This is a genomic window from Niveispirillum sp. BGYR6, from assembly GCF_027568365.1.
In the GTDB taxonomy this organism is placed as follows: Bacteria; Pseudomonadota; Alphaproteobacteria; order Azospirillales; family Azospirillaceae; genus Niveispirillum.
The window spans coordinates 245706-267330 of sequence record NZ_JANLNL010000008.1; the positions used below are offsets into that span (position 1 = coordinate 245706).

8 protein-coding genes are annotated in these 21625 nt (G+C 66.9%); 5 read left to right on the plus strand and 3 right to left on the minus strand.

Annotation, left to right across the window (positions count from 1 at the left end):
• Nucleotides 1-7: 7 nt before the first annotated feature.
• The 5 genes from PCJ49_RS17415 to PCJ49_RS17435 all read left to right on the plus strand — a co-directional run bounded on the left by PCJ49_RS17415 (nt 8) and on the right by PCJ49_RS17435 (nt 17355).
• Nucleotides 8-12784: an MBG domain-containing protein gene (locus PCJ49_RS17415; protein WP_269912053.1), complete on the plus strand. Its 12777-nt coding sequence runs from the start codon at nt 8-10 to the stop codon at nt 12782-12784.
• On the plus strand, nt 12778-15813 hold the full coding sequence (locus PCJ49_RS17420) for a CHAT domain-containing protein (protein WP_269912054.1): 3036 nt from the start codon (nt 12778-12780) through the stop codon (nt 15811-15813). Before PCJ49_RS17415 ends, PCJ49_RS17420 begins: the two co-directional genes overlap by 7 nt.
• Complete coding sequence (locus tag PCJ49_RS17425) at nt 15810-16502, plus strand: hypothetical protein (RefSeq protein ID WP_269912055.1); 693 nt, start codon at nt 15810-15812, stop codon at nt 16500-16502. The genes PCJ49_RS17420 and PCJ49_RS17425 overlap by 4 nt, the downstream gene beginning before the upstream one ends.
• Before the next feature lie 115 nt (nt 16503-16617).
• Nucleotides 16618-17049, plus strand: a complete 432-nt coding sequence (locus tag PCJ49_RS17430) for a cyclic nucleotide-binding domain-containing protein (RefSeq protein ID WP_160105928.1) — start codon at nt 16618-16620, stop codon at nt 17047-17049.
• A 60-nt stretch (nt 17050-17109) separates the two neighbouring features.
• Nucleotides 17110-17355 carry a type II toxin-antitoxin system prevent-host-death family antitoxin gene (locus tag PCJ49_RS17435; RefSeq protein ID WP_269912056.1) on the plus strand — a complete coding sequence of 82 codons (246 nt, stop codon included), beginning with the start codon at nt 17110-17112 and terminating at the stop codon, nt 17353-17355.
• Nucleotides 17356-17449: 94 nt separating this feature from the next.
• Here the strand turns inward: PCJ49_RS17435 and PCJ49_RS17440 are convergent, their stop codons facing one another.
• The 3 genes from PCJ49_RS17440 to PCJ49_RS17450 all read right to left on the minus strand — a co-directional run bounded on the left by PCJ49_RS17440 (nt 17450) and on the right by PCJ49_RS17450 (nt 21415).
• Nucleotides 17450-18481, minus strand: coding sequence for a LacI family DNA-binding transcriptional regulator (locus PCJ49_RS17440; protein ID WP_269912057.1), 1032 nt, complete (start codon nt 18479-18481; stop codon nt 17450-17452).
• An 83-nt stretch (nt 18482-18564) separates the two neighbouring features.
• Nucleotides 18565-20151: a sodium:solute symporter gene (locus tag PCJ49_RS17445; protein ID WP_269912058.1), complete on the minus strand. Its 1587-nt coding sequence runs from the start codon at nt 20149-20151 to the stop codon at nt 18565-18567.
• 106 nt (nt 20152-20257) lie between these two features.
• Nucleotides 20258-21415 (minus strand): diguanylate cyclase, encoded by a 1158-nt coding sequence (locus tag PCJ49_RS17450; RefSeq protein WP_269912059.1) that lies wholly within the window; start codon nt 21413-21415, stop codon nt 20258-20260.
• Nucleotides 21416-21625: the final 210 nt, after the last annotated feature.

Sequence of the window (21625 nt, forward strand, 5' to 3'; positions counted from 1 at the left end):
GGCGGCTATGGCACGGCAGCGGGGATTGCGGGCGCTGGCGCTGGCCAGCGTCTTCACCCTGCCCGCCCTGCCAGCACTGGCGGGACCGGAGGGCGGGTCGGTGGCCGTCGGTCAGGCCAGCATCAGCAGCAGCGGCAACCAGACCCTGATCCAGCAGCAGAGCGACCGGGCGCTGATCGACTGGCGGTCCTTCACGGTTGGCGCCGGGGAACAGGTGAGTATCAGCCAGCCGGGCAGCGGTTCCCTGCTGGTCAACCGGGTGGGGGCCGGCAGCGGTACCCGCATCGATGGTTCGCTGACCGCCAATGGGCAGGTGGTGATCATTGATCAGGCCGGCATCATCATCGGGCGCGATGCCCGCATCGACGCTGGCGCCTTCATCGCCACCACAGCCAATATCAGCAACGGCGATTTTGCCGCCGGGCGGCTGGTCTTCGGGCAGAGGGGGGCTGCTGGCGCTGCGGTGGTGAATGAAGGCACCATCCAGGTCGCCGATGGCGGCTATGTGGCACTGGCGGCGGCGGCTGTTGCCAACAAGGGTGTGGTGCAGGCCAAGCTGGGCCGTATCGTGCTGGCCGGCACGGAAAGCTTCACGCTGGACCTGCAGGGCGACGGGCTGCTGCGCTATGAGCTGCCGGCGGAGATGGCGGCCCAGGTGGCCAACAGCGGCACCCTGTCGGCGCAGGGCGGTTCGGTGCTGGTGACGGCGCGGGCGGCAGCGGGGGCGGTGGCCGCGATCAATGTCGGCGGGCTGGTGCAGGCAACGCGGGCGGAGGCACGCGAGGGCCGCATCTTCATCGGTGGGGACGGGGCGGATGTCAGCGTCACCGGCCAACTGGATGCCAGTGCCGCCAGCGGCAACGGCGGCGCCATCAGCGTGACGGGGGAAAGTGTTGCCCTGCATGGTGCCACCCTGGATGCCAGCGGGGCGACCGGTGGTGGTTCCATTCGCATCGGCGGTGATTATCAGGGCAAGGGCGATCTGGCGCGGGCGGAGCATACAAACGTCGATGCCGCCAGCCGCATCCGCGCCGACGCGACACAGGATGGCGCTGGCGGCCGGGTGATCCTGTGGGCGGATGGCCGAACGGATTTCCAGGGCAGTCTTTCCGCCAAAGGGGCGGGCCAGGGCGCTGGCGGCTTTGCCGAGGTGTCGGGCAAGGACCGGCTGGATTTCGCCGGCATGGTTGACCTGTCGGCCCCGGCGGGGCTGGCCGGCACGCTGCTGCTGGACCCGGCCAACATCACCATTTCCACTGGCCCGGCCAATATCAATGGTGATGGGGTCAGCGGGGATGATCTGACCGGAGCCGGCGATCTGAACAGCGCCGGCAATTTCCCCCAGGCCAGCAGCACCATCACGGCAGGTGCCCTGCAAGGCCTGCTGAATGCCGGCACCAGCGTGACGCTGGCGGCCGACAATGCCATTTCCATCAATACCGGCATTGCCAAATCCGCCGGCGGCAATGCCACGCTGACCCTGCGCGCCGGGGGCAATATCACATTGGCCAGTGGGGCCAATATCACCACCAGCGCCGGCCAGTTGGGGCTGGATTTCGCCAGCAGCGGCGGCAGCGTCAGTATCCTGGGCAGCATGGCCAGCAATGGCGGCGCCATCAGCCTGTCCGGATCGTCCATCGCGCTGACGGGGGCGGTGACGGCGGGGCAATTGTCCCTGTCCAGTACGGGCAATATCTCCCAATCCGCCGCCCTCACCGCCAGTGCGCTGGTGTTGCAGAATGGCTATGTCAGCCTGACCAACAGCGCCAACAGCATCGCCGCCGTCTCGGGCAGCGCCTATGGCCTGTCGCTGGTCACCAGCGGGGCTTTGAGTGTCGGCAGCTTCAGCGGCGGCGCCAGCCTGACGGCCGGCTCCCTCAGCATCGCGTCGGGGGCAGCGGTCAATGGCCGTGGCAATGCCATCACCCTGGTCAGCGACAGCCTGGACATTGCCAGCAATGCCAGCCTGTCCAGCAGCGGCGGCAGCCTGACCATCCGGCCGGCCAGCACTACCACCAGCATCGGCCTTGGCGGCGATGCCGGCACATTGAACCTGACGGCGGCGGAACTGGCGACCATCCAGTCCGGCTTTGATCAGGTGACTATCGGGCGCAGCGATGGCACGGGGGCGGTCACCATCGGCACCGCCAGCATCAAGGGCGACACCCAGATCCAGGGTGGCGACCTGTCGCTGACCGGGGCCTTGAGCATCACAGGCGGCGGTCTGACCCTGCGGTCGGATGTGATGGATATCGCCGGCACCATCAATACCGGTCTCTACACCACCAGCCTCGCCACCCGCAGCAGTAACCGTTCCGTCGAGCTGGGCAATGGCAGCGCCGGACTGGCCCTGAGTGCGGCGGAAATCGGCCGCATCACCGCTGGCAGCATCGCGGTCTCGGCCAGCGGCGGGTTGAGCGTGACCGATGCGGCGGCCCTGCAAACCCCGCTGGCCGCTGGCCGACATGTCTCGCTGACCGCTTCGGGCGGGATGCTGGTGCTGGCCTCCGGCCTGTCCATCAGCAGCAATGGCGGGTCGCTTTCCCTGTCCGGGACGGCCGGCAGCAGCGACCTTTACGGTGTGCAGTTGAGCGGGGTGCAGATCAGCACCGGCAGCGGTTCCATCAGCATCACCGGCTCCGGGCCGGTGGGGACCAGTACCATCGGTACCAGCGGGGTGGGGCTGATCGGTGGCACCAGCCTTGCCACCAGCAGCGGCAATATCACCATCACTGGCACCTCCGGCAGCGGTGCTGCCCAGCGGCATTATGGCGTGGACCTGTCGGGCAGCGGCACGAATATCAGCACCGTCAATGGTGCCATCAGCATTACCGGCACGGCGCGATCCGGCGTGGCTGGCAGCTTCAATACCGGCATCCGGGTGTTGAATGGCAGCCTGAGCGCCACCGGCAGCGGCACGATCAGCCTGACGGGCTCGGCCCTGTCCGGCAGCACCAATACCATCGGGGTTGAGCTGCACGGCCAGTCCGGCACCAGCTTTGCTATCACCACCAATGGTGGTGATGTCAGCCTGACGGGATATTCGGGCGGTAGCACCAGCCATGCCGAAAATATCGGCGTGATGATCCATAGCGGTTATCGGGTAACCGCCGGTGCGGGCACGATCAGCATCACCGGTACCGGCGGGGCGGGGGGCAGCGGCATCGGCAATAGCCGCACCGCCACCCCCGATGGACAGTTGGGGGATGCCAGCCAGACCGGTGCCATCAGCCTTGCCGCCGACAGGATCGACCTGGGTAAGCTTCAACTGCGCAGCAGTGGCCGGGTGACGCTGGCCCCGCGCAGCAATGGTCAGGCGCTCACCGTTTCCGACGGTACGGATGATGGCAGCAGCCTGCACCTGACCCGGACGGAGTTGGGGAATGTCTCCGCCGGTATCCTGCGGCTGGGCTCCACCAGCGGCGGCAATATCACCTTGGTGGACAGCCCGGTGACGGGCACCCTGTCGGTGCTGGAACTGGCCAGCGCCGGCACGGTCACCCAATCCACCGCGCTGGATATTGCCAACCTGTCCCTGCTGGGCAGTGGCAGCTTCACCCTGACCAACAGCGCCAACAGCATTGCCACCCTGGCCGGCAATCTGGGCAGTGCCAGTCTGGTCAGCGATCAGGCGCTGACCATTGGCACGGTGGGGGGTGTCGCGGGGCTGACGGCCAGCGGCAACCTTACCCTCAGTGCCGCCGGCCTGAATGTGGGGCAGGCCATCAGCTATACCGGATCAAGCAGCGGCAGCCTGCGGCTGAACAGCAGCGGCGATCTGGCGGTGACGGCCAATATCAGCGCCAGCAGCTGGGGTGCCCTGGCCATCACGCTGAATGCCGACAGCGGCAACGCCGGCACCGGCGCTATCCGCATCAGCAATGCCAGCCTGTCCAGCCGGGGCGGGGCGATCATCCTGGGTGGCGGCGGCGACCCAGCCAGTGCGGCGGCGCTGGGCAATGCCGCCACCGGCATTGGCGTTGCCATTGCCAATGCTACCTTGAATGCTGGCGGCGGCAATATCAGCATTCGTGGCCGGGGGGCGGCCGCCACCGCCAATGCCGGGACCGGCATTGGCATTGATCTCAACGCCGCCAGCCTGACCACCAGCGCCAGCGGCACGATCAGCCTGGACGGGCAGGGCGGGGCGGGTAACAGCCTGTCGGCCGGGCTGCGGATCGGCAATGGCACCAGCCTCAGCAATGCCGGTGGTATCACTCTTACGGCCCGGCACCAGGGGGTGGGGGAGGGGCTGCTTTTCGTCAGCGATGGCACCACCGCGACCCGCATCAATGGCGGGGCGGGCACGATCAACCTGCTGGCTGACAAGATGGACCTGTCCGCCGGCAGCGGCACAGCCAGCATCAGCGGCACGGGGCAGCTGTTCATCCGCCCGCTGGATAATGCCACCAGCATCGGGCTGGGCGGCGGGGCTGGCACGCTGAACCTGACCAATGCGGAACTGGCGCTGTTACAGGCGGGCTTTGCCGCGATCAATATCGGTTCCACCGCCGGTACGGCAGCGGTGGAGGTCGGCACGCTGTCGCTGCGCGATGACACCAGCATCAGCACCGGCAGCACCCTGCGGGTTACCGGCACCCTTTCCACCGGGACCGGCAGCAACAGCGGCAACCTCTCCCTGCGGGCCAGCGCCCTGACCATCGCCGGTACGGGGGCGGTGAATGCGGCGGCGGGCAATGTCACGCTTAGCACCGATACGCTGGACCTTTCCGGCAGCCTATCGGCCAGCGGCACGGTAACGCTGACAACCAGCAGTACTGGTCGAGACATTGATCTGGGTGCCGCTGGCACCGGCACAGCCCTGCAAATATCCGACGCGGCACTGGACCGGGTGACGGCCAGCCTGCTGCGGGTGGAAACCTCCGGCAGCGGCAATATCGGCATCAGCGCCGCCATCAGCCCGGCCAACAGCAGCACGCTTTATCTGGTGGCCGGCGGCACGGTCAGTCAGGCGGCGGGGCTGAGTGTCGCCAATCTGGCCGTCACCGCTGGCGGGGCGGTGACGCTCGCCCATGCCGATAATGCCCTGGGTACCGTGGCTGTCAGCGCCAGCGGCCATGATATCAGCCTGCGTGATGATGGCGGCTTTGCCATCGGCACGGTCAATGGCCTTAACGGGCTGAATGCCGGCAGCGGGGCCGTGCTGCTGACAAGTGCCGGCACCGTGACGCAGGGTCAGGCGATCACCGGTGGTTCCCTGCGGCTGCTGGGCGGCGGGGATTTCATCCTGGCTGGCGCTGGCAACAGCATCGCCACCCTTGCTGGCAGCGTGGGCAGCTTGGATTTCGCCCATGCCGGGGCGCTGACCATCGGCACCGTCAATGCGACGGCCGGGATCAGTGCCAGCGGCACGGTGAAGCTGACGGCTGGTGGCACCCTGACCATCGCCAGCGGGGCCGGTGTTTCGGCCAGCGGGACCGGTGACGCCCTGGTGCTGGCCGCCAATGGCAGCTTCAGCAATAATGGCGGGGCGACGGCCCTGTCGGTCGGTGGTGGCGGGCGCTTCCTGGTCTTCTCTACCTCACCCGTCACCACCAGCACGGGCGGGGTGGATGCCCTGCCGCTCTATAACCGGTCCTATGATTTCAGCGGGCGCAGCCATGCGGCCATTGCCAACAGCGGCAGCCGCTTCGTTTACAGTTACGCGCCGACGCTGACCGTCACACCGGACAGTTTCAGCCATACCTATAGCGGGGCTATCCCCACCCTGACCTATACGGTCAGCGGGCTGGTGGGGAATGACACGCTGGCCCAGGCGGTCAGCGGTGCCGCCAGCCTTTCCGGCGGCAATGCCAATGCCGGCACCTATACGATCCGCGCGGCGCTGGGCACCCTGGCCTCCGATCTGGGCTATCAGTTCGATGTTTCGGCCACCGGCACCTTGACCATCAACGCCAAGGCGCTGAGCTGGGCCGTGGCCAATGCCAGCAGCACCTATGGCACCCTGGCCAGCAATGGCACGGTGACCTTGACCGGGGTGGTGGGGGCGGATGCGGTATCCGGTGTTGTGGGCACGCGGGACAGCAATGGCACCATCACCCTGTCCGCCACCACGCGGGCCGGCAGCTATACCCAATCTGTCACCGGGCTGAGCGGGGCCGCCGCCGGCAATTATACCCTCGCCGTCAGCGGCAACAGCAGCGGCACCCTGACCATCGCGCCCAAGGCCCTGACCTATTCCATCGGTGCGGCCAGCGGCACCTATGGCACCCTGGCCAGCCTGGGCACGGCCAGCCTGTCCGGGGTGGTGGGCAGTGATGCCGTGTCCGGCACGGTGGCGCTCAGCAATGCCAGCCTGTCCGCCCGGCTGGGGGTTGGCACCTATGCCCAGACCCTCACCGGCCTGACCGGGGCGGATGCCGGCAATTACAGCATCGCCGCCAGCGGCAACAGCGCCGGCAATCTGGTGATCGCGGCCAAACCGCTGACCTACAGTGTGGTGGCGGCCAGCGCCACCTACGGCCAGACGATATCCTATGGCACTGCCAGCCTGACCGGTGTGCTGAATGGGGATGTTGTCACGGGGACCGTGGGGCTGGCCGATAGCAGCCTCAGCGGCCGGCTCTCCGTCGGCACCTATGACCAGGCGGTGCGGGCGCTGACCGGGACGGATGCTGCCAATTACCGGATTGCCGACAGCGGCAATACCTATGGCACCCTGACCGTCAACCCGGCCGCGCTGACCATCACCGCCAATGCTGCCAGCAAGATTTATGGCGATGCCGATCCCAGTCTGACCTATGTCAGCAGCGGCCTGCTGCAAGGCGACACGATCAGCGGCAGCCTGACCCGCGCAGGTGGAGAGAATACCGGCCGCTATGCCATCAACCAGGGCAGTGTCACGGCGGGGGCCAATTACACCATCACCTATACGGGGGCGGAACTTGCCATCACTCCGGCCGCGCTGACCATCACGGCCAATGCGCAGACCAGGATTTACGGTGATGCTGATCCCACCCTGACCTATCGCGTCAGCGGGCTGAAACGCGGCGACGTGGAGGGCACCGTGCTGACCGGTGCGCTCTCCCGCGCGGTGGGGGAGGATGTTGGCACTTACGCCATCGGCCAGGGCGGGCTGACCGCCAATGCCAATTATACCATTACCTATAGCGGTGCAGCACTTGCCATCACCCCCGCCACCCTGACCATCACCGCTAATGCCGCCAGCAAGATCTATGGCGACAGCACCCCCGCCTTGACCTATGGCGTCAGCGGGCTGAAACGGGGCGATCTGGCCGGTGCCGTGCTGTCCGGCAGCCTGACCCATGCGGGGGAGGATGCCGGCAGCCATGCGATCACCCAGGGCAACCTTGCCGCCAACGCCAATTACACGATCAGTTACACGGGTGCCACCCTCCGCATCACCCCGGCGGCCCTGGCGGTGACAGCCAACGCCGTCAGCCGGGTTTACGGCGATGCCGACCCGGCTTTGAGCTACAGCGTCTCCGGCCTCAAGCGCGGCGACAGCGCCACAGCGGTTCTGTCCGGCACCCTCGACCGGGCTGCCGGCGAGAATGTCGGCCTCTACGCCATCCGCCAAGGCAGCCTCGCATCCAACACCAATTACACACTGAGCGTCACCGGCTCGACCCTCCGCATCACCCCGGCGGCACTGGCGGTGACAGCCAACGCCGTCAGCCGGGTTTACGGCGATGCCGACCCGGCTTTGAGCTACAGCGTTGCCGGCCTGAAGCGCGGCGACAGCGCCACGGCGGTTCTCACCGGCACCCTGGACCGGGCAGCGGGTGAGAATGTTGGTACCTACGCCATCAGCCAAGGCAGCCTCGCATCCAACGCCAATTACACGCTGAGCGTTACCGGTTCGACGCTCAGCATTACCCCGGCGGCCTTGACCGTCACAGCCAACGCCGTCAGCCGGGTTTACGGCGATGTCGATCCGGCTTTGAGCTACAGCGTCAGCGGCCTGAAGCGCGGCGACAGTGCGGCGGCGGTTCTCTCTGGCGCCCTCGACCGGGCTGCCGGTGAGAATGTCGGTACCTACGCCATCAGCCAGGGCAGCCTCGCATCCAACGCCAATTACATGCTGAGCGTGACGGGCTCGACGCTCAGCATCACGCCGGCGGCCTTGACCGTAACGGCCAACGCCATCAGCCGGGTTTACGGCAATGTCGATCCGGCTTTGAGCTACAGCGTCAGCGGCCTGAAGCGCGGCGACAGCGCCACAGCGGTTCTCACCGGCGCCCTGGACCGGGCTGCGGGGGAGAATGTCGGTACCTACGCCATCAGCCAAGGCAGCCTCGCATCCAACGCCAATTACACGCTGAGCGTAACGGGCTCGACGCTCGGCATCACGCCGGCGGCCCTGGCGGTGACAGCCAACGCCGTCAGCCGGGTTTACGGCGATGCCGACCCGGCTTTGAGCTACAGCGTCAGCGGCCTCAAGCGTGGCGACAGCGCCACAGCGGTTCTCACCGGCGCCCTGGACCGGGCTGCGGGGGAGAATGTCGGTACCTACGCCATCAGCCAAGGCAGCCTCGCATCCAACGCCAATTACATGCTGAGCGTGACGGGCTCGACGCTCAGCATCACGCCGGCGGCCTTGACCGTAACGGCCAACGCCATCAGCCGGGTTTATGGCGATGCCGATCCGGCTTTGAGCTACAGCGTCTCCGGCCTCAAGCGTGGCGACAGCGCCACGGCGGTTCTGTCCGGCACCCTAGACCGGGCGGCGGGTGAGAATATCGGTACCTACGCCATCAGCCAAGGCAGCCTCGCATCCAACGCCAATTACACGCTGAGCGTCGCCGGTTCGACACTCAACATAACGCCGGCGGCCTTGACCGTCACAGCCAATGCCGTCAGCCGGGTTTACGGCGATGCCGACCCGGCTTTGAGCTACAGCGTCAGCGGCCTCAAGCGTGGCGACAGCGCGGCGGTGGTGCTCTCCGGTACCCTCGACCGGGCTGCCGGTGAGAATGTCGGTACCTACGCCATCAGCCAAGGCAGCCTCGCATCCAACGCCAATTACACGCTGAGCGTGACGGGCTCGACGCTCAGCATCACGCCGGCGGCCTTGACCGTAACGGCCAACGCCATCAGCCGGGTTTACGGCGATGCCGATCCGGCCTTGAGCTACAGCGTCTCCGGCCTCAAGCGTGGCGACAGCGCCTCGGGGGTGCTCTCCGGCGCCCTCGACCGGGCCGCGGGTGAGAATGTCGGTACCTACGCCATCAGCCAAGGCAGCCTCGCGTCCAACGCCAATTACACGCTGAGCGTGACGGGCTCGACGCTCAGCATCACGCCGGCGGCCTTGACCGTAACAGCCAACGCCGTCAGCCGGGTTTACGGCGATGTCGATCCGGCTTTGAGCTACAGCGTTTCCGGCCTCAAGCGCGGCGACAGCGCCTCGGGGGTGCTCTCCGGCGCCCTCGACCGGGCCGCGGGTGAGAATGTAGGTAGCTACGCCATCAGCCAGGGCAACCTCGCGTCGAACGCCAATTATACGCTGAGCGTCACCGGTTCGACGCTCAGCATCACGCCGGCGGCCTTGACCGTAACAGCCAACGCCGTCAGCCGGGTTTACGGCGATGCCGACCCGGCCTTGGGCTACAGCGTTTCCGGCCTGAAGCGTGGCGACAGCGCCTCGGCGGTGCTCTCCGGTGCCCTCGACCGGGCGGCAGGGGAGAATGTCGGCCTCTACGCCATCAGCCAAGGCAGCCTTGCGTCGAACGCCAATTACACGCTGAGCGTGACGGGCTCGACCCTCAGCATTACCCCGGCGGCCCTGGTGGTGACAGCCAACGCCGTCAGCCGGGTTTATGGCGATGTCGACCCGGCTTTGAGCTACAGCGTCAGCGGCCTCAAGCGCGGCGACAGCGCCTCGGCGGTGCTCTCCGGCGCCCTCGACCGGGCAGCGGGTGAGAATGTCGGTACCTACGCCATCAGTCAGGGCAGCCTCGCATCCAACGCCAATTACACGCTGAGCGTGACGGGCTCGACGCTCAGCATCACGCCGGCGGCGCTGAGTGTGACAGCCAATGCCGTCAGCCGGGTTTACGGCGATGCCGATCCCGCCTTGAGCTACAGCGTTGCCGGCCTGAAGCGCGGCGACAGCGCCACGGCGGTTCTGTCCGGCACCCTCGACCGGGCTGCCGGTGAGAATGTCGGCCTCTACGCCATCAGCCAAGGCAGCCTCGCATCCAACACCAATTACACGCTGAGCGTGACGGGCTCGACCCTCAGCATTACCCCGGCGGCCTTGACCGTAACGGCCAATGCCGTCAGCCGGGTTTACGGCGATGCCGACCCGGCTTTGAGCTACAGCGTCTCCGGCCTGAAGCGTGGCGACAGCGCCACAGCGGTTCTCACCGGCACCCTCGACCGGGCTGCCGGTGAGAATGTCGGTACCTACGCCATCAGCCAGGGCAGCCTCGCATCCAACGCCAATTACACGCTGAGCGTGACGGGCTCGACCCTCCGCATTACCCCGGCGGCCTTGACCGTAACGGCCAACGCCATCAGCCGGGTTTACGGCGATGCCGATCCGGCCTTGAGCTACAGCGTTGCCGGCCTGAAGCGCGGCGACAGCGCCTCGGCGGTGCTCTCCGGCGCCCTCGACCGGGCCGCGGGTGAGAATGTCGGTACCTACGCCATCAGTCAGGGCAGCCTCGCATCCAACGCCAATTACACGCTGAGCGTGACGGGCTCGACGCTCAGCATCACGCCGGCGGCGCTGAGTGTGACAGCCAATGCCGTCAGCCGGGTTTACGGCGATGCCGATCCCGCCTTGAGCTACAGCGTTGCCGGCCTGAAGCGCGGCGACAGCGCCACGGCGGTTCTGTCCGGCACCCTCGACCGGGCTGCCGGTGAGAATGTCGGCCTCTACGCCATCAGCCAAGGCAGCCTCGCATCCAACACCAATTACACGCTGAGCGTGACGGGCTCGACCCTCAGCATTACCCCGGCGGCCTTGACCGTAACGGCCAATGCCGTCAGCCGGGTTTACGGCGATGCCGACCCGGCTTTGAGCTACAGCGTTGCCGGCCTGAAGCGCGGCGACAGCGCCTCGGCCGTTCTTTCCGGCAGCCTCGACCGTGCGGCGGGGGAGAATGTCGGCCTCTACGCCATCAGCCAAGGCAGCCTCGCATCCAACGCCAATTACACGCTGAGCGTAACGGGCTCGACCCTCCGCATCACCCCGGCGGCCTTGACCGTAACAGCCAACGCTGTCAGCCGGGTTTATGGCGATGCCGATCCGGCTTTGAGCTACAGCGTCAGCGGCCTCAAGCGCGGCGACAGCGCCACAGCGGTTCTCACCGGCGCCCTGGACCGGGCTGCCGGTGAGAATGTCGGTACCTACGCCATCAGCCAAGGCAGCCTCGCATCCAACGCCAATTACACGCTGAGCGTGACGGGCTCGACCCTCCGCATCACCCCGGCGGCCTTGACCGTAACAGCCAACGCTGTCAGCCGGGTTTATGGCGATGCCGATCCGGCTTTGAGCTACAGCGTTGCCGGCCTGAAGCGCGGCGACAGCGCCACGGCGGTTCTGTCCGGCACCCTCGATCGGGCGGCGGGCGAGAATGTCGGCCTCTACGCCATCAGCCAGGGCAGCCTCGCATCCAACGCCAATTACACGCTGAGCGTAACGGGCTCGACCCTCCGCATCACCCCGGCGGCCTTGACCGTAACGGCCAACGCTGTCAGCAGGGTTTACGGCGATGCCGATCCCGCCTTGAGCTACAGCGTTGCCGGCCTGAAGCGCGGCGACAGCGCCACAGCGGTTCTGTCCGGCACCCTCGACCGGGCAGCGGGTGAGAATGTCGGCCTCTACGCCATCAGCCAGGGTAGCCTCGCGTCCAACGCCAATTACACGCTGAGTGTCACCGGTTCGACCCTCCTCCGCATCACCCCGGCGGCCTTGAGTGTGACAGCCAACGCCGTCAGCCGGGTTTACGGCGATGTCGATCCGGCCTTGAGTTACAGCGTTTCCGGCCTCAAATGGGGCGACAGTGCCTCGGCCATTCTCTCAGGTGCCCTCGACCGGGCTGCCGGTGAGAATGTCGGTACCTACGCCATCGGCCAGGGCAGCCTGATCGCCAATGCCAATTACACGATCCGTTACCAGGGTGCAGCCCTGACGATAACACCGGCCCTGCTGACCGTAGCGGTGGACAGTGTCAGCCGGGCGGCCGGTGTGGCCAACCCGGTTTTCACCGCCCGATATCAGGGGCTGGTGAATGGGGATGGCGTGGCCAGCCTGACGGGGCTGGCCTTTACCACCAGCGCTACGGTGGATTCCCCGGCGGGGGCCTATGCCATCCAGGCGGGCGGCATCCGCAATGGCAATTACGATATCACCTATATCGATGGCCAGTTGACCGTCACCGGTGGCGGCAGCCTGCCGGCGGCGGTTGCCAATGTCGCCCCGGTCACCACCATCACCCAGCTGCCGCAGACCCCCAGCGTGGCGAGTGCCACCGCCGCCTTGGCCAGCGTGGCAGCCCCAGTGGTGGCGAACGCGGGCAGCATTACCACCGCCCCAGCGGGCCTCGCCAGCGGGGCCGGCACGACCGGCGGCAGCGGCAGCAATCCGCCCGCCGCCAGCATCAGCGCTGATGCCGCCCTGGCCGCCACCACCCAGGTGGTGCAATCGGCCTCCGGTTCCGCAGCGGATGAGGATTCCAAGACGGAGGAGATGATCCCCGGTCTGCTGGGCCAGCAGCGCCGCCTGCCGTCAGAGGCGCCGGAGGGTACCCCCGGCCTGGAACAGCAATTCCCCAACCTGGGGAGGGTATGGTGAGCGTCTGGAAGGCAACCATCACCGCCCTGGCCCTGCTGGCGCTGGGCGGCTGTGGCGGGCAGGCGGGCAAGCCGGCCAGCGGCGGAATGGCGGCCAGGGCCGACGCACCCTTGCCGTTTGGCACCAATGCCATTGGGGAGGAATGCCGCGCCATCCCGGCGGCAGGCGATGGTGGCACACGCCCGTTCGGCCTGTTCTGCGGGGCCTGGGAGCAGGCCAGCGGTTCCATTGCCGTGACCGGCCTTTACGATCTGTTGCCTGACGAACCATCCGCCCGGCTGCGCCAACTGGCGGTGGAAGGTGGGCGCACCGGCTGGGCCGGATCGCTGGCCCAACGCGCCAATTGCCAGCCGGCCCAGCCCATTGCCCTGGCTGATGGCAGCAGCGCCCTGCTGGCCAATTGCCAGTTGCGCGAAGGCGGTTGGCCCTGGGTGGGCATCACCCTGGCGCGCGGCAAGCAGCTTTATCAGGCTGATGGTATCCCCGCCGTGGCCGACCTGCTGCTGGGCATGGCCGACCGGCTGGAAGGCAAGGGGGGCGAAGCCCCGACCGCCCGGATGCAGGACATCCAGGCCGCCTTGCGGGCAGCCTTGGGCGATGATGCGCTGCGTTTCGGGCGCGGCGATCTGAATGATTTCGAACGGTTGAGCGAGTTGGGCCGGCTTTCCAACAGTGTGGAGGATTATGCCGCCGCCGAGGAAGCCTATCGCCGCGCGCTCGCCATCCAGACCCGTGCCCTGGGCGATGACAGCCCCGGTGCCGGTGACACGCTGATGGCCCTGGCGCTGGAGGTCAGCAACCAGGGGCGGGGGGAGGAGGCCGACGGCCTGTTCCGCCGCGCCGATAGGCTGTTGCAGCAATCCTTCGACAAGGCGGCCCGCGCCCGGCTGGCCAGCTATATGGCTTTCCACGCCGCCAATAACGGGGAGGAAAAGCGCGCACTCAGTCTCAGCCGTGATGCCAGCGCCACCCGGCGCGCCCTGGTGGATGATCTGGAAGATGCCGCCGGCGGCGGTGCCAACCGCGCGGTGCTGGGCAGTCTGGCGGCGGCGCGCGGCGACCTGATCCATTCGCTGCTGCTGGAAGCCACTGTCTCCCTGCGCCTGAAGCAATATGGGCTGGCGGAGGCGGCTGCGGCGGAGGCTGACCGGCTGTACCAGCGCACGCGCGGCCTGCCGCCCTGGTGGAATGCCCGTATCCTGGGCATCCACGGTCTGGCCCTGGCCGGGCGGGGCGATGTGGCGGGTGGGGCGGCCCTGCTGTCCAAGGCGGTGGCATCCAACCGGCAGCTCTTCGGCCAGGGCTGGCCTGTCGCCTCGGCCATGCTGGAACTGGGGCGGGTCTATGCCCAGGCGGGCCAGGATGCGGCGGCAGCCAGCATCTACCGCGAAGGGCTGGCCATGGTACGCGATCTGCCGGGCGGCGCGCCCCTGCCGCTGGACCGCATTATGCCCTATCTGGCGGTGCTGGATCGGATGGCGGCGGCTGACCCCGCCGCCCGTCCGGCCCTGAATGCCGAAATGTTCCTGGCCGTGCAGCAGGTGCGCGAAGGGGTGGTGGGGCAGACCATCACCCGTGCAGCCACCCGCTTTGCCACCGCTGACCCCACCGTGGCCGATCTGGTGCGCCAGCAACAGGATGCCGTGCGCGAGCGCGACCGGCTGCGCATTGAGGCGGCGGCGGAAACCGCCAAGCCTGACAGCCAGCGTGACCGGGCACGTGAAGCGACCCTGCTGAAACAGCTGGAAACGGCGGCGACATCGGCCCAGGCGCTGGAACGCCAGCTGCAGGCGGCCTTCCCCAACTATGCCCGCCTGTCCCGCGCCGCCCCGGTAGCCCCGGCGGATTTGTCCGCCTTGCTGCGGGCGGATGAGGCGGTGATCTATCATGTGTTCGGCAGCGAGGGCGGTTTCGGCTTCGTGGTGCGGCGTGACGGGGTGACGGCCTTCCCGGTTTCCCTCTCCCGCGCGGCGCTGGAAGAGCGGGTGGCCAGCCTGCGCCGGGGCCTGACCCCGCGGGCCGGTGCCCTGCCGCCGTTCGATCTGGCGCTTTCCCATGATCTTTATCGCCGGCTGTTGGGGCCGGCCGACGCGGCGTTGCAGGGCGCCAGATCACTGGTCTTCGTGCCCACCGCCGCCCTGCTCAGCCTGCCGCCGGCTTTGCTGGTGTCGGCACCGGGTGATGCAGGGGACTATGCCGGGGCGGCCTGGCTGATCCGGGGCCGGTCGGTATCGGTGGTGCCTTCCATCCCGGCCCTGGTGGCGCTGGAACGGCTGGCGGCGCGTCCGGCAGCGCCCAAGCCCTTTATCGGCTTCGCCGCCCCGCCCTTCCAGGGGACCAAGGGGGGCAATGGCATGGCTGCCCTGGCGCAGAGCTGCCGCACCGATGCGGTGATGGACCCGGCCCTGCTGCGCGCGCTTACCCCCTTGCCGGAAACGGCGGATGAGGTGCGGCAGGTGGGGGGCAAGCTGGGTGCAGTCCCGGCCGATATCCTGACCGGGGCTGCCGTCACCAAGGCGGCGGTGCGCGACCGGGGCTTGGGCGATTACCGGGTGATTTACTTTGCCACCCACGGGCTGCTGCCCGGCGAACTGCGCTGCCAGACCCAGCCGGGGCTGGCGCTGGCCCCGCCGGCCAGCCGCCCGGCCAGTGCTGCCGATGATGGCTTGCTGACAGCATCCGATATTGCCTTGCTGCGCCTGAAAGCTGATCTTGTGGTGCTGTCGGCCTGCAACACGGCGGGTGGCGATGCCAGACTGGGCGGTGAGGCCCTCTCCGGTCTGGCGGAATCCTTCTTCTTTGCCGGGGCCCGGTCGCTGCTGGTCACGCATTGGCAGGTGCCTTCCCTGCCCACCGTACGGCTGATGACCGGGCTGTTCGACCGGGCGGCGGCGCAGGGGGACTTGGCCGGTGCCCTGGCCGCCGCCCAACGCGCCATGGTGGCCCAGCCGGCCAGCGCCCACCCGTTCAACTGGGCGGCCTTCACCCTGGTGGGGGCCGCCGGCCCCGCCCAAGCTGCCGGAGAATGATGATGCTGCACCGTCTTTCCGTCGCCCTTGCCGCCCTGCTGTTGGTGCCCGCCGCTCTGGCGGGTTCGCTGGTGCTGGTGGATGCGCGCGGGGTGGCGATGGCACCCGGCACCCTGGTGCCGGATGACAAGCCCCTCACCCTGCCCGACGGCGCGCAGATGGTGCTGATTGCCGAAGATGGCAGCCAGATCACCCTGCGCGGCCCCTTCACCGGCATTCCCGCCAATGTGGCCGGCAGCCAGGGCGGCACGGTGCAGGCCTTGGCGGACCTGATGGGTGCGCGGGCCACCGATACCAGTGCGCTGGGTGCGGCGCGGGATGCTGGCCAGCCGGCCCCCCTGCCGGAACCCTGGCTGATTGATGCCGGTGCCTCCGGTTCCGGCTGTCTGCGGCCCGGCCATACGTTGGTTCTGTGGCGGGCCGCCGCGCAGAAGCAGCAGAGCCTGACCCTGATGCCGGCCGATCGCGGCTGGACTGCCAATGCCACCTGGCCGGCGGGGGAGCAGCGGCTGGCCCTGCCCGAACTGCCGGTGCAGGAAGGCGCCACCTTCCTGCTGGAGCTGGATGGCAATGCAGCAGCCATCACCTTCCACCATCTGCCCGATGCGGTGACGACACGGAAGATGGTGGGCGGCTGGCTGCTGGCACGGGGCTGCGACCGGCAGGCGCGGGCCCTGCTGAAGGGTTGATCTTGCGGGCACCGTGATGGCGTGCCAATTGACGTACCAAGATATGGAATGATCCCCTGCATGGGATCGGGAAAGGGTTGATGCGATGTCGGGTGGGATTTTAAATCGGAAGTTCGTGGCCACGGGCAAGCAGATCTTCGCCACCGGTGACCGGGGCGAACATATGTATCTGGTGCAGTCGGGCCGTGTCCGCCTGTGGCGGGGGGAACCGGAACATCCGGTGGTGCTGGCGGAGGTAGGGCCGAACTGCCTGTTCGGTGAAATGGCCCTGATCGACGACGGCACCCGGTCTGCGTCTGCCACGGCCATCGAAGATACGGTGCTGATCATCATTTCGGGGGAGAAGGTGCGGGCCCGGCTGGCCGATGCCGACCCGTTCGTCGCCTCCATCGTCCGCATCCTGGCCCGCAACCTGCGCGCCTCCAACAGCCAGTTGGAAGATATGATGAGCCAGATGCTGGCCGTCACCGCCATCAAGTCCCGTGAGATCAGCCCCAATGAGGATGTCGCCATGCTGGCGGAAGCCGATGAAGGGACGGCAGGGTGATTTCACCCGCCGCTGTGCTAAACTGGTGTTGTGTGAGGCTGCGGCACCGGAAGGGTCATCATGCGGGAAGTACGTCTGACGGAAGCGAAGGCTGACCTGCCCCGGCTGATTGACGCGGTTGAGCAGGGGGAGACGGTCATTATTACCCGACATGGCCGTGCTGTCGCTCGGCTTGTGCCCGAACCCCAGCATCCGGCGGCAGAGATACAGGATGTCATGCGGGAGATTGCGCTGTTCCGCCAGAATATGCCCGCATTGTCTGTGGCAGAGATTCTGGCTGCGCGTGACGAAGGCCGCAACCGCTGATGCCTTTCGTGGTGGACGCCTCTGTTGCGGCCAGTTGGCTGCTGCCTGATGAGGCGCTGGTGCGGGCGGCGGCTGGCGCCTCCATTCCCTTGATTTAGCCCACCCGCCGGCAAGACCCCCGCACCACCAGCCGTGTCGGGATGATGGTCTGGTCGATGGGGCGGTCTTCCATCAGGCGCAGCAGGTTTTCCACCAGCAGTCGGCCGGCGGCTTCAGTATCCTGGCGCACCGTGGTCAGTGGCGGGTTGGTGTAAAGGGCGGCCTGAATATCGTCGAAACCGACGATGGACAGGTCACCCGGCACCGTCAGGCCCCGGTCACGGGCGCCATGCAGGGCGCCGATGGCCAGCAGGTCGCAGGCGGCGAAAATGGCATCCAGCGGGCGGCCCCGGTCCAGCAGCGTCAGGGCGGCGCGGTGGCCATCCTGTTCCGATGCCTCCGCATCCAGGTGCAGGGCGGGATCGGCGCTCAGGCCCGCCTGTTCCAGCGCCAGCAGATAACCCCGGTGCCGGTCGCGGAATTCCGGGCAATTCTCTGAAATATCGCCGATAAAGCCGATATGTCGCCGCCCGGCGGCAATCAGGTGGGTCACCGCCTCCCGCGCGCCCTGCACATTGTCCGACCCGATGAAATGGCCCGGCTGTCCCGGCAGCACCGGGCCCCAGGTGATATGCGGTATCCCCGCCTCGTCCAGCCGGGCGATGCGGGCGATGTAGCTGGGGTAATCGCCATAGCCCAGAAAGATGATGCCGTCCGCGCGTTTGGAGGCGGCATAATCGGCATTGCCCTCCCCGCTCTGCTGCTGGAACGACACCAGCAGATCATAGCCATGGCGCGCGGCGGCACGGGTGACGCTGGACAGCATGGCCAGGAAGAACGGGTTGATCAGGCTATCCGACGTGCCGGGATCTTCATAGATCAGCAGCGCCAGCGTGTTGGTCTTCTGGGAGCGCAGATTGCGCGCATTCACATCGACCTTGTAATTCAGCTGCCGTGCTGCACGCTCCACCTTCAGCCTGGTATCCTCGCTGACCATGCTGTCATGGCGCAGCGCGCGCGACACGGTGGACTGGGACACCCCCGCCAGTTCGGCAATATCAAATGAGGTCGGCCGTTTTGCCCGCATTGTGCTTCCGGCGCTGGGTTGCTGACCGGCGGCAGGATAGCGGACGGGTGCCCAGGCTGGCAATTCTCCCCATGCGCGATCCATCAGCGGAAATTCCACACGATAACCGCCGTCAGGGCCAGCAGGGCCGCCGCCAGCACCCGGTAATTGCGCCAGAAGGGTTCGGCCGCCAGCCGGGCGCTTTCTTCCCGATAGAAGGCGGGGGTCCAGATCATGCCCTCGCTCTTGGTCGCCGGGTCAGGGGCGGTCGCCAGACTGCCCACCACCAGGGCCAGCGCGCAGGCCAGGAACAGCAGCGGTGCGATATAGAGGAAATGGATCGTGAACAGCCCCTGCACCGGCACGGCCAGGAACAGGGCGATGCCGGCCACCACACCGGTGGCGATACAGGCAATGGCCCCGGCAGCATTGGCCCGCCGCCAGAACAGCCCCACCAGATAGAGCGCCATCACCGGCGGCACGGCATAGGCGATGATGATCTGCAGATATTGCCAGAGCGAGCCGAACCGTTCGATCTGCGGTGCCCACAGCACCGAGGCGATCGCCATCACCAGTGTCACCACCCGCCCGATGCGCACCAGCGCCCGGTTGGACAGGGTGGGCCAGCGGCGCAGCACAAAATCCATGGTGAACAGGGTGGAGGCGGAATTATAGGTCGACGCGATGGAGGACATCAGTGCGGCCATGAAGCCCGCCACCGCAATGCCGGCCAGCCCCGCCGGCAACAGGTTCAGCAGCAGTGTCGGATACACCATGTCCGGGCTTTCCAGGCCGGGATAAAGCAGGATGGCGGCCGTGCCCGGCAGCACCATTAAGAACAGCACCGGTAGTTTCAGAAAGCCGGCGAACAGGCTGCCCCAGCGGCCATGATTTTCATCCTTGGCGGTCAGCACCCGCTGCACCATGAACTGGTTGGTACACCAGAAATAGAAGCCCAGCAACGGCACCCCGGTCAGCAGGCCCAGCCAGGGCAGGGTGGGATCATCCAGCGGGCGGATCAGCGACAGCTTGGCCGGATCAACCGCCACCATCACCCGGTCCCAGCCGCCAGCAGCGGCGAAGGTCTTCACGGCAATGATCATAGAGGCCCCGAGCAGCAGCAGCGCCTGGATCACCTCTGTATAGATCACCGCCCGCAGGCCACCGGCGATGGTGTAGATGCCGGCCGACAGGGCCAGCCCGATGACGATCTGCCAGAGCGGCACATCGGGCAGCAGCAGCTTGAACAGCAGCGCCCCGCCATAAAGCGCGCTGGACGTATCCACCACGATATTGAGGAACAGCGTCAGACCGGAGAAATAGAGCCGTGCCGTGCCATTATACCGCCGCTCCAGATATTCCGGCAGCGTATAGACGCGGGAGCGGAGCAGGAAGGGCAGGAAGAAGATGCTGAAAAAAACCAGCACCACCGCCGCCATCCATTCATAATTATAAACGGAAATGCCGGTGCCATAGGCGGCACCCGCCAGCCCGATCAGGGTGGTGGAGGAGATGTTGGAGGCCAGCAGCGCCAAGCCGATCACCGGCCAGGTGCAGCCGCGCGAGGCCAGGAAGAAATCCTCCGTCGTCGCTCGCCGCCGTGTCAGCAACAGGCCGAACGCGATGATGGCGATCAGATAGGCGGCGATGACGGCATAATCCAGCGTCGCCAGACCGTTAATGGGCGGCATCCTCTCCCCCTTGGACCTTCATTACCGGCGGCTTGTCAGATGCCGCCCTTGCCGCCATCTGACAGGGCTTTGCCCCGGCACCCAAGAAGAATTCGTATGCAGGGGCTCAGCCGCGCACCACCGACAGGCCGGGCACGGCGATGCGGATACTGTCGCGGCCGGCATGTTTGGCGGCGTAGAGCGCCTGATCGGCCCGTTCCAGCAGATCGCGCTCGTCCCGGTCATCATGCTGCCAGGCGGCCACGCCGATGCTGGCGGTGATGCGCACCGGCCGCCCATCCGGGGCGAAAACCACAAGGTCTGCCAGGGTGGCGCGCAGCCGTTCCGCCACGGTGACGGCATTGCCAATATCGCTGTCCGGCAGCAGCACGGCAAATTCCTCCCCGCCGACGCGGGCGGCCAGATCGCTGGGACGCAGTGACATGGCCATCCGTGCCGCCGCCTCCATCAGCACCAGATCGCCGGTCGCATGGCCATAGGTGTCATTGACCTGTTTGAAATAATCCAGGTCCAGCATCACAAGGGCGCCAGCGGTGCCATGGCGGCGATACTGCGCCAGATCCTGGCGCAGCCTTTCCTGGAACTGCCGCCGGTTGGCCAGCCCGGTCAGCGGGTCGAGGGCAGCCAGACGCGACAGCCTTTCATTGGCGGCCAGCAGTTCCGCCCGCGTCTGCGTCAAGGCGGCGGCCTGGGCCTTGCTGCGCCGGGCAATCCCCCGGTTCCGCCGCACCAGCCGCCATTCCGACAGCAGCGTGTTGTTCACCATCAACACGCCCACCCACATGACCAGCATGTAAAGCAGGGAGAAAAAGGCCATGACGGCAGCAGTCGGCCCGTCGAAAATGTCCAGCGCAAACAGGGCGTGGCTGGTGGCGATCGGCCCCACCAGGGTCAACAACGCCATCGGCATGGCGCCCAGATTATGCGAGGCGGCGGCCGAAATGCCGGTGGGCACCAGATAAATCAGGCTGACCACCATCACACTGGCTCCATCCCGGGGCAGCCAGGGCAGGGTGCCCCACAGGAGGCCGGTCAGCAGGAAATTCCACAGATTACCGCGCTGCCAGCGGCTCACCGCCGCGCGATTCGTCGTTTGTGGCAACAATCCCCGCGCCGTGAATATCCGGTACAGGGAGACCAGCCAGATCGCTGCTGCCCAGGAAAGCAGGGCGATCAGATGCAGGGACTGCGCTAAGGCCAATGTCAGGGCACTGGCCACGGTCACCTGGGTCAGCCCGCCGGCAATTTGGGAGCGTGCGCACATGGCAATGGCACTGGGTGACTTCGACCGTATGTCAAGCCGTCCCATCAATCGCCGATACTTGCCACTTAGCAGCATTCACACTCACCAGTTTCAAGAAATCCATTAACGTGTTTACATCGTCAGCCGGATTTCGTTATAATTAACTATTATATCTGCTTCTGCGGCAGATTATCGGGGCCGTGCTTTCTATGTGCGTGGTTCTGGTTTCAA

What these genes read in the sequence shown, in the direction of transcription:
- PCJ49_RS17445 (WP_269912058.1), bottom strand. Translation starts at nt 20,151, where the DNA reads ATGCCGCCCATTAACGGTCTGGCGACGCTGGATTATGCCGTCATCGCC.
- PCJ49_RS17450 (WP_269912059.1), bottom strand. Translation starts at nt 21,415, where the DNA reads ATGTGCGCACGCTCCCAAATTGCCGGCGGGCTGACCCAGGTGACCGTG.
- PCJ49_RS17415 (WP_269912053.1), top strand. Translation starts at nt 8, where the DNA reads ATGGCACGGCAGCGGGGATTGCGGGCGCTGGCGCTGGCCAGCGTCTTC.
- PCJ49_RS17420 (WP_269912054.1), top strand. Translation starts at nt 12,778, where the DNA reads ATGGTGAGCGTCTGGAAGGCAACCATCACCGCCCTGGCCCTGCTGGCG.
- PCJ49_RS17435 (WP_269912056.1), top strand. Translation starts at nt 17,110, where the DNA reads ATGCGGGAAGTACGTCTGACGGAAGCGAAGGCTGACCTGCCCCGGCTG.
- PCJ49_RS17425 (WP_269912055.1), top strand. Translation starts at nt 15,810, where the DNA reads ATGATGATGCTGCACCGTCTTTCCGTCGCCCTTGCCGCCCTGCTGTTG.
- PCJ49_RS17440 (WP_269912057.1), bottom strand. Translation starts at nt 18,481, where the DNA reads ATGCGGGCAAAACGGCCGACCTCATTTGATATTGCCGAACTGGCGGGG.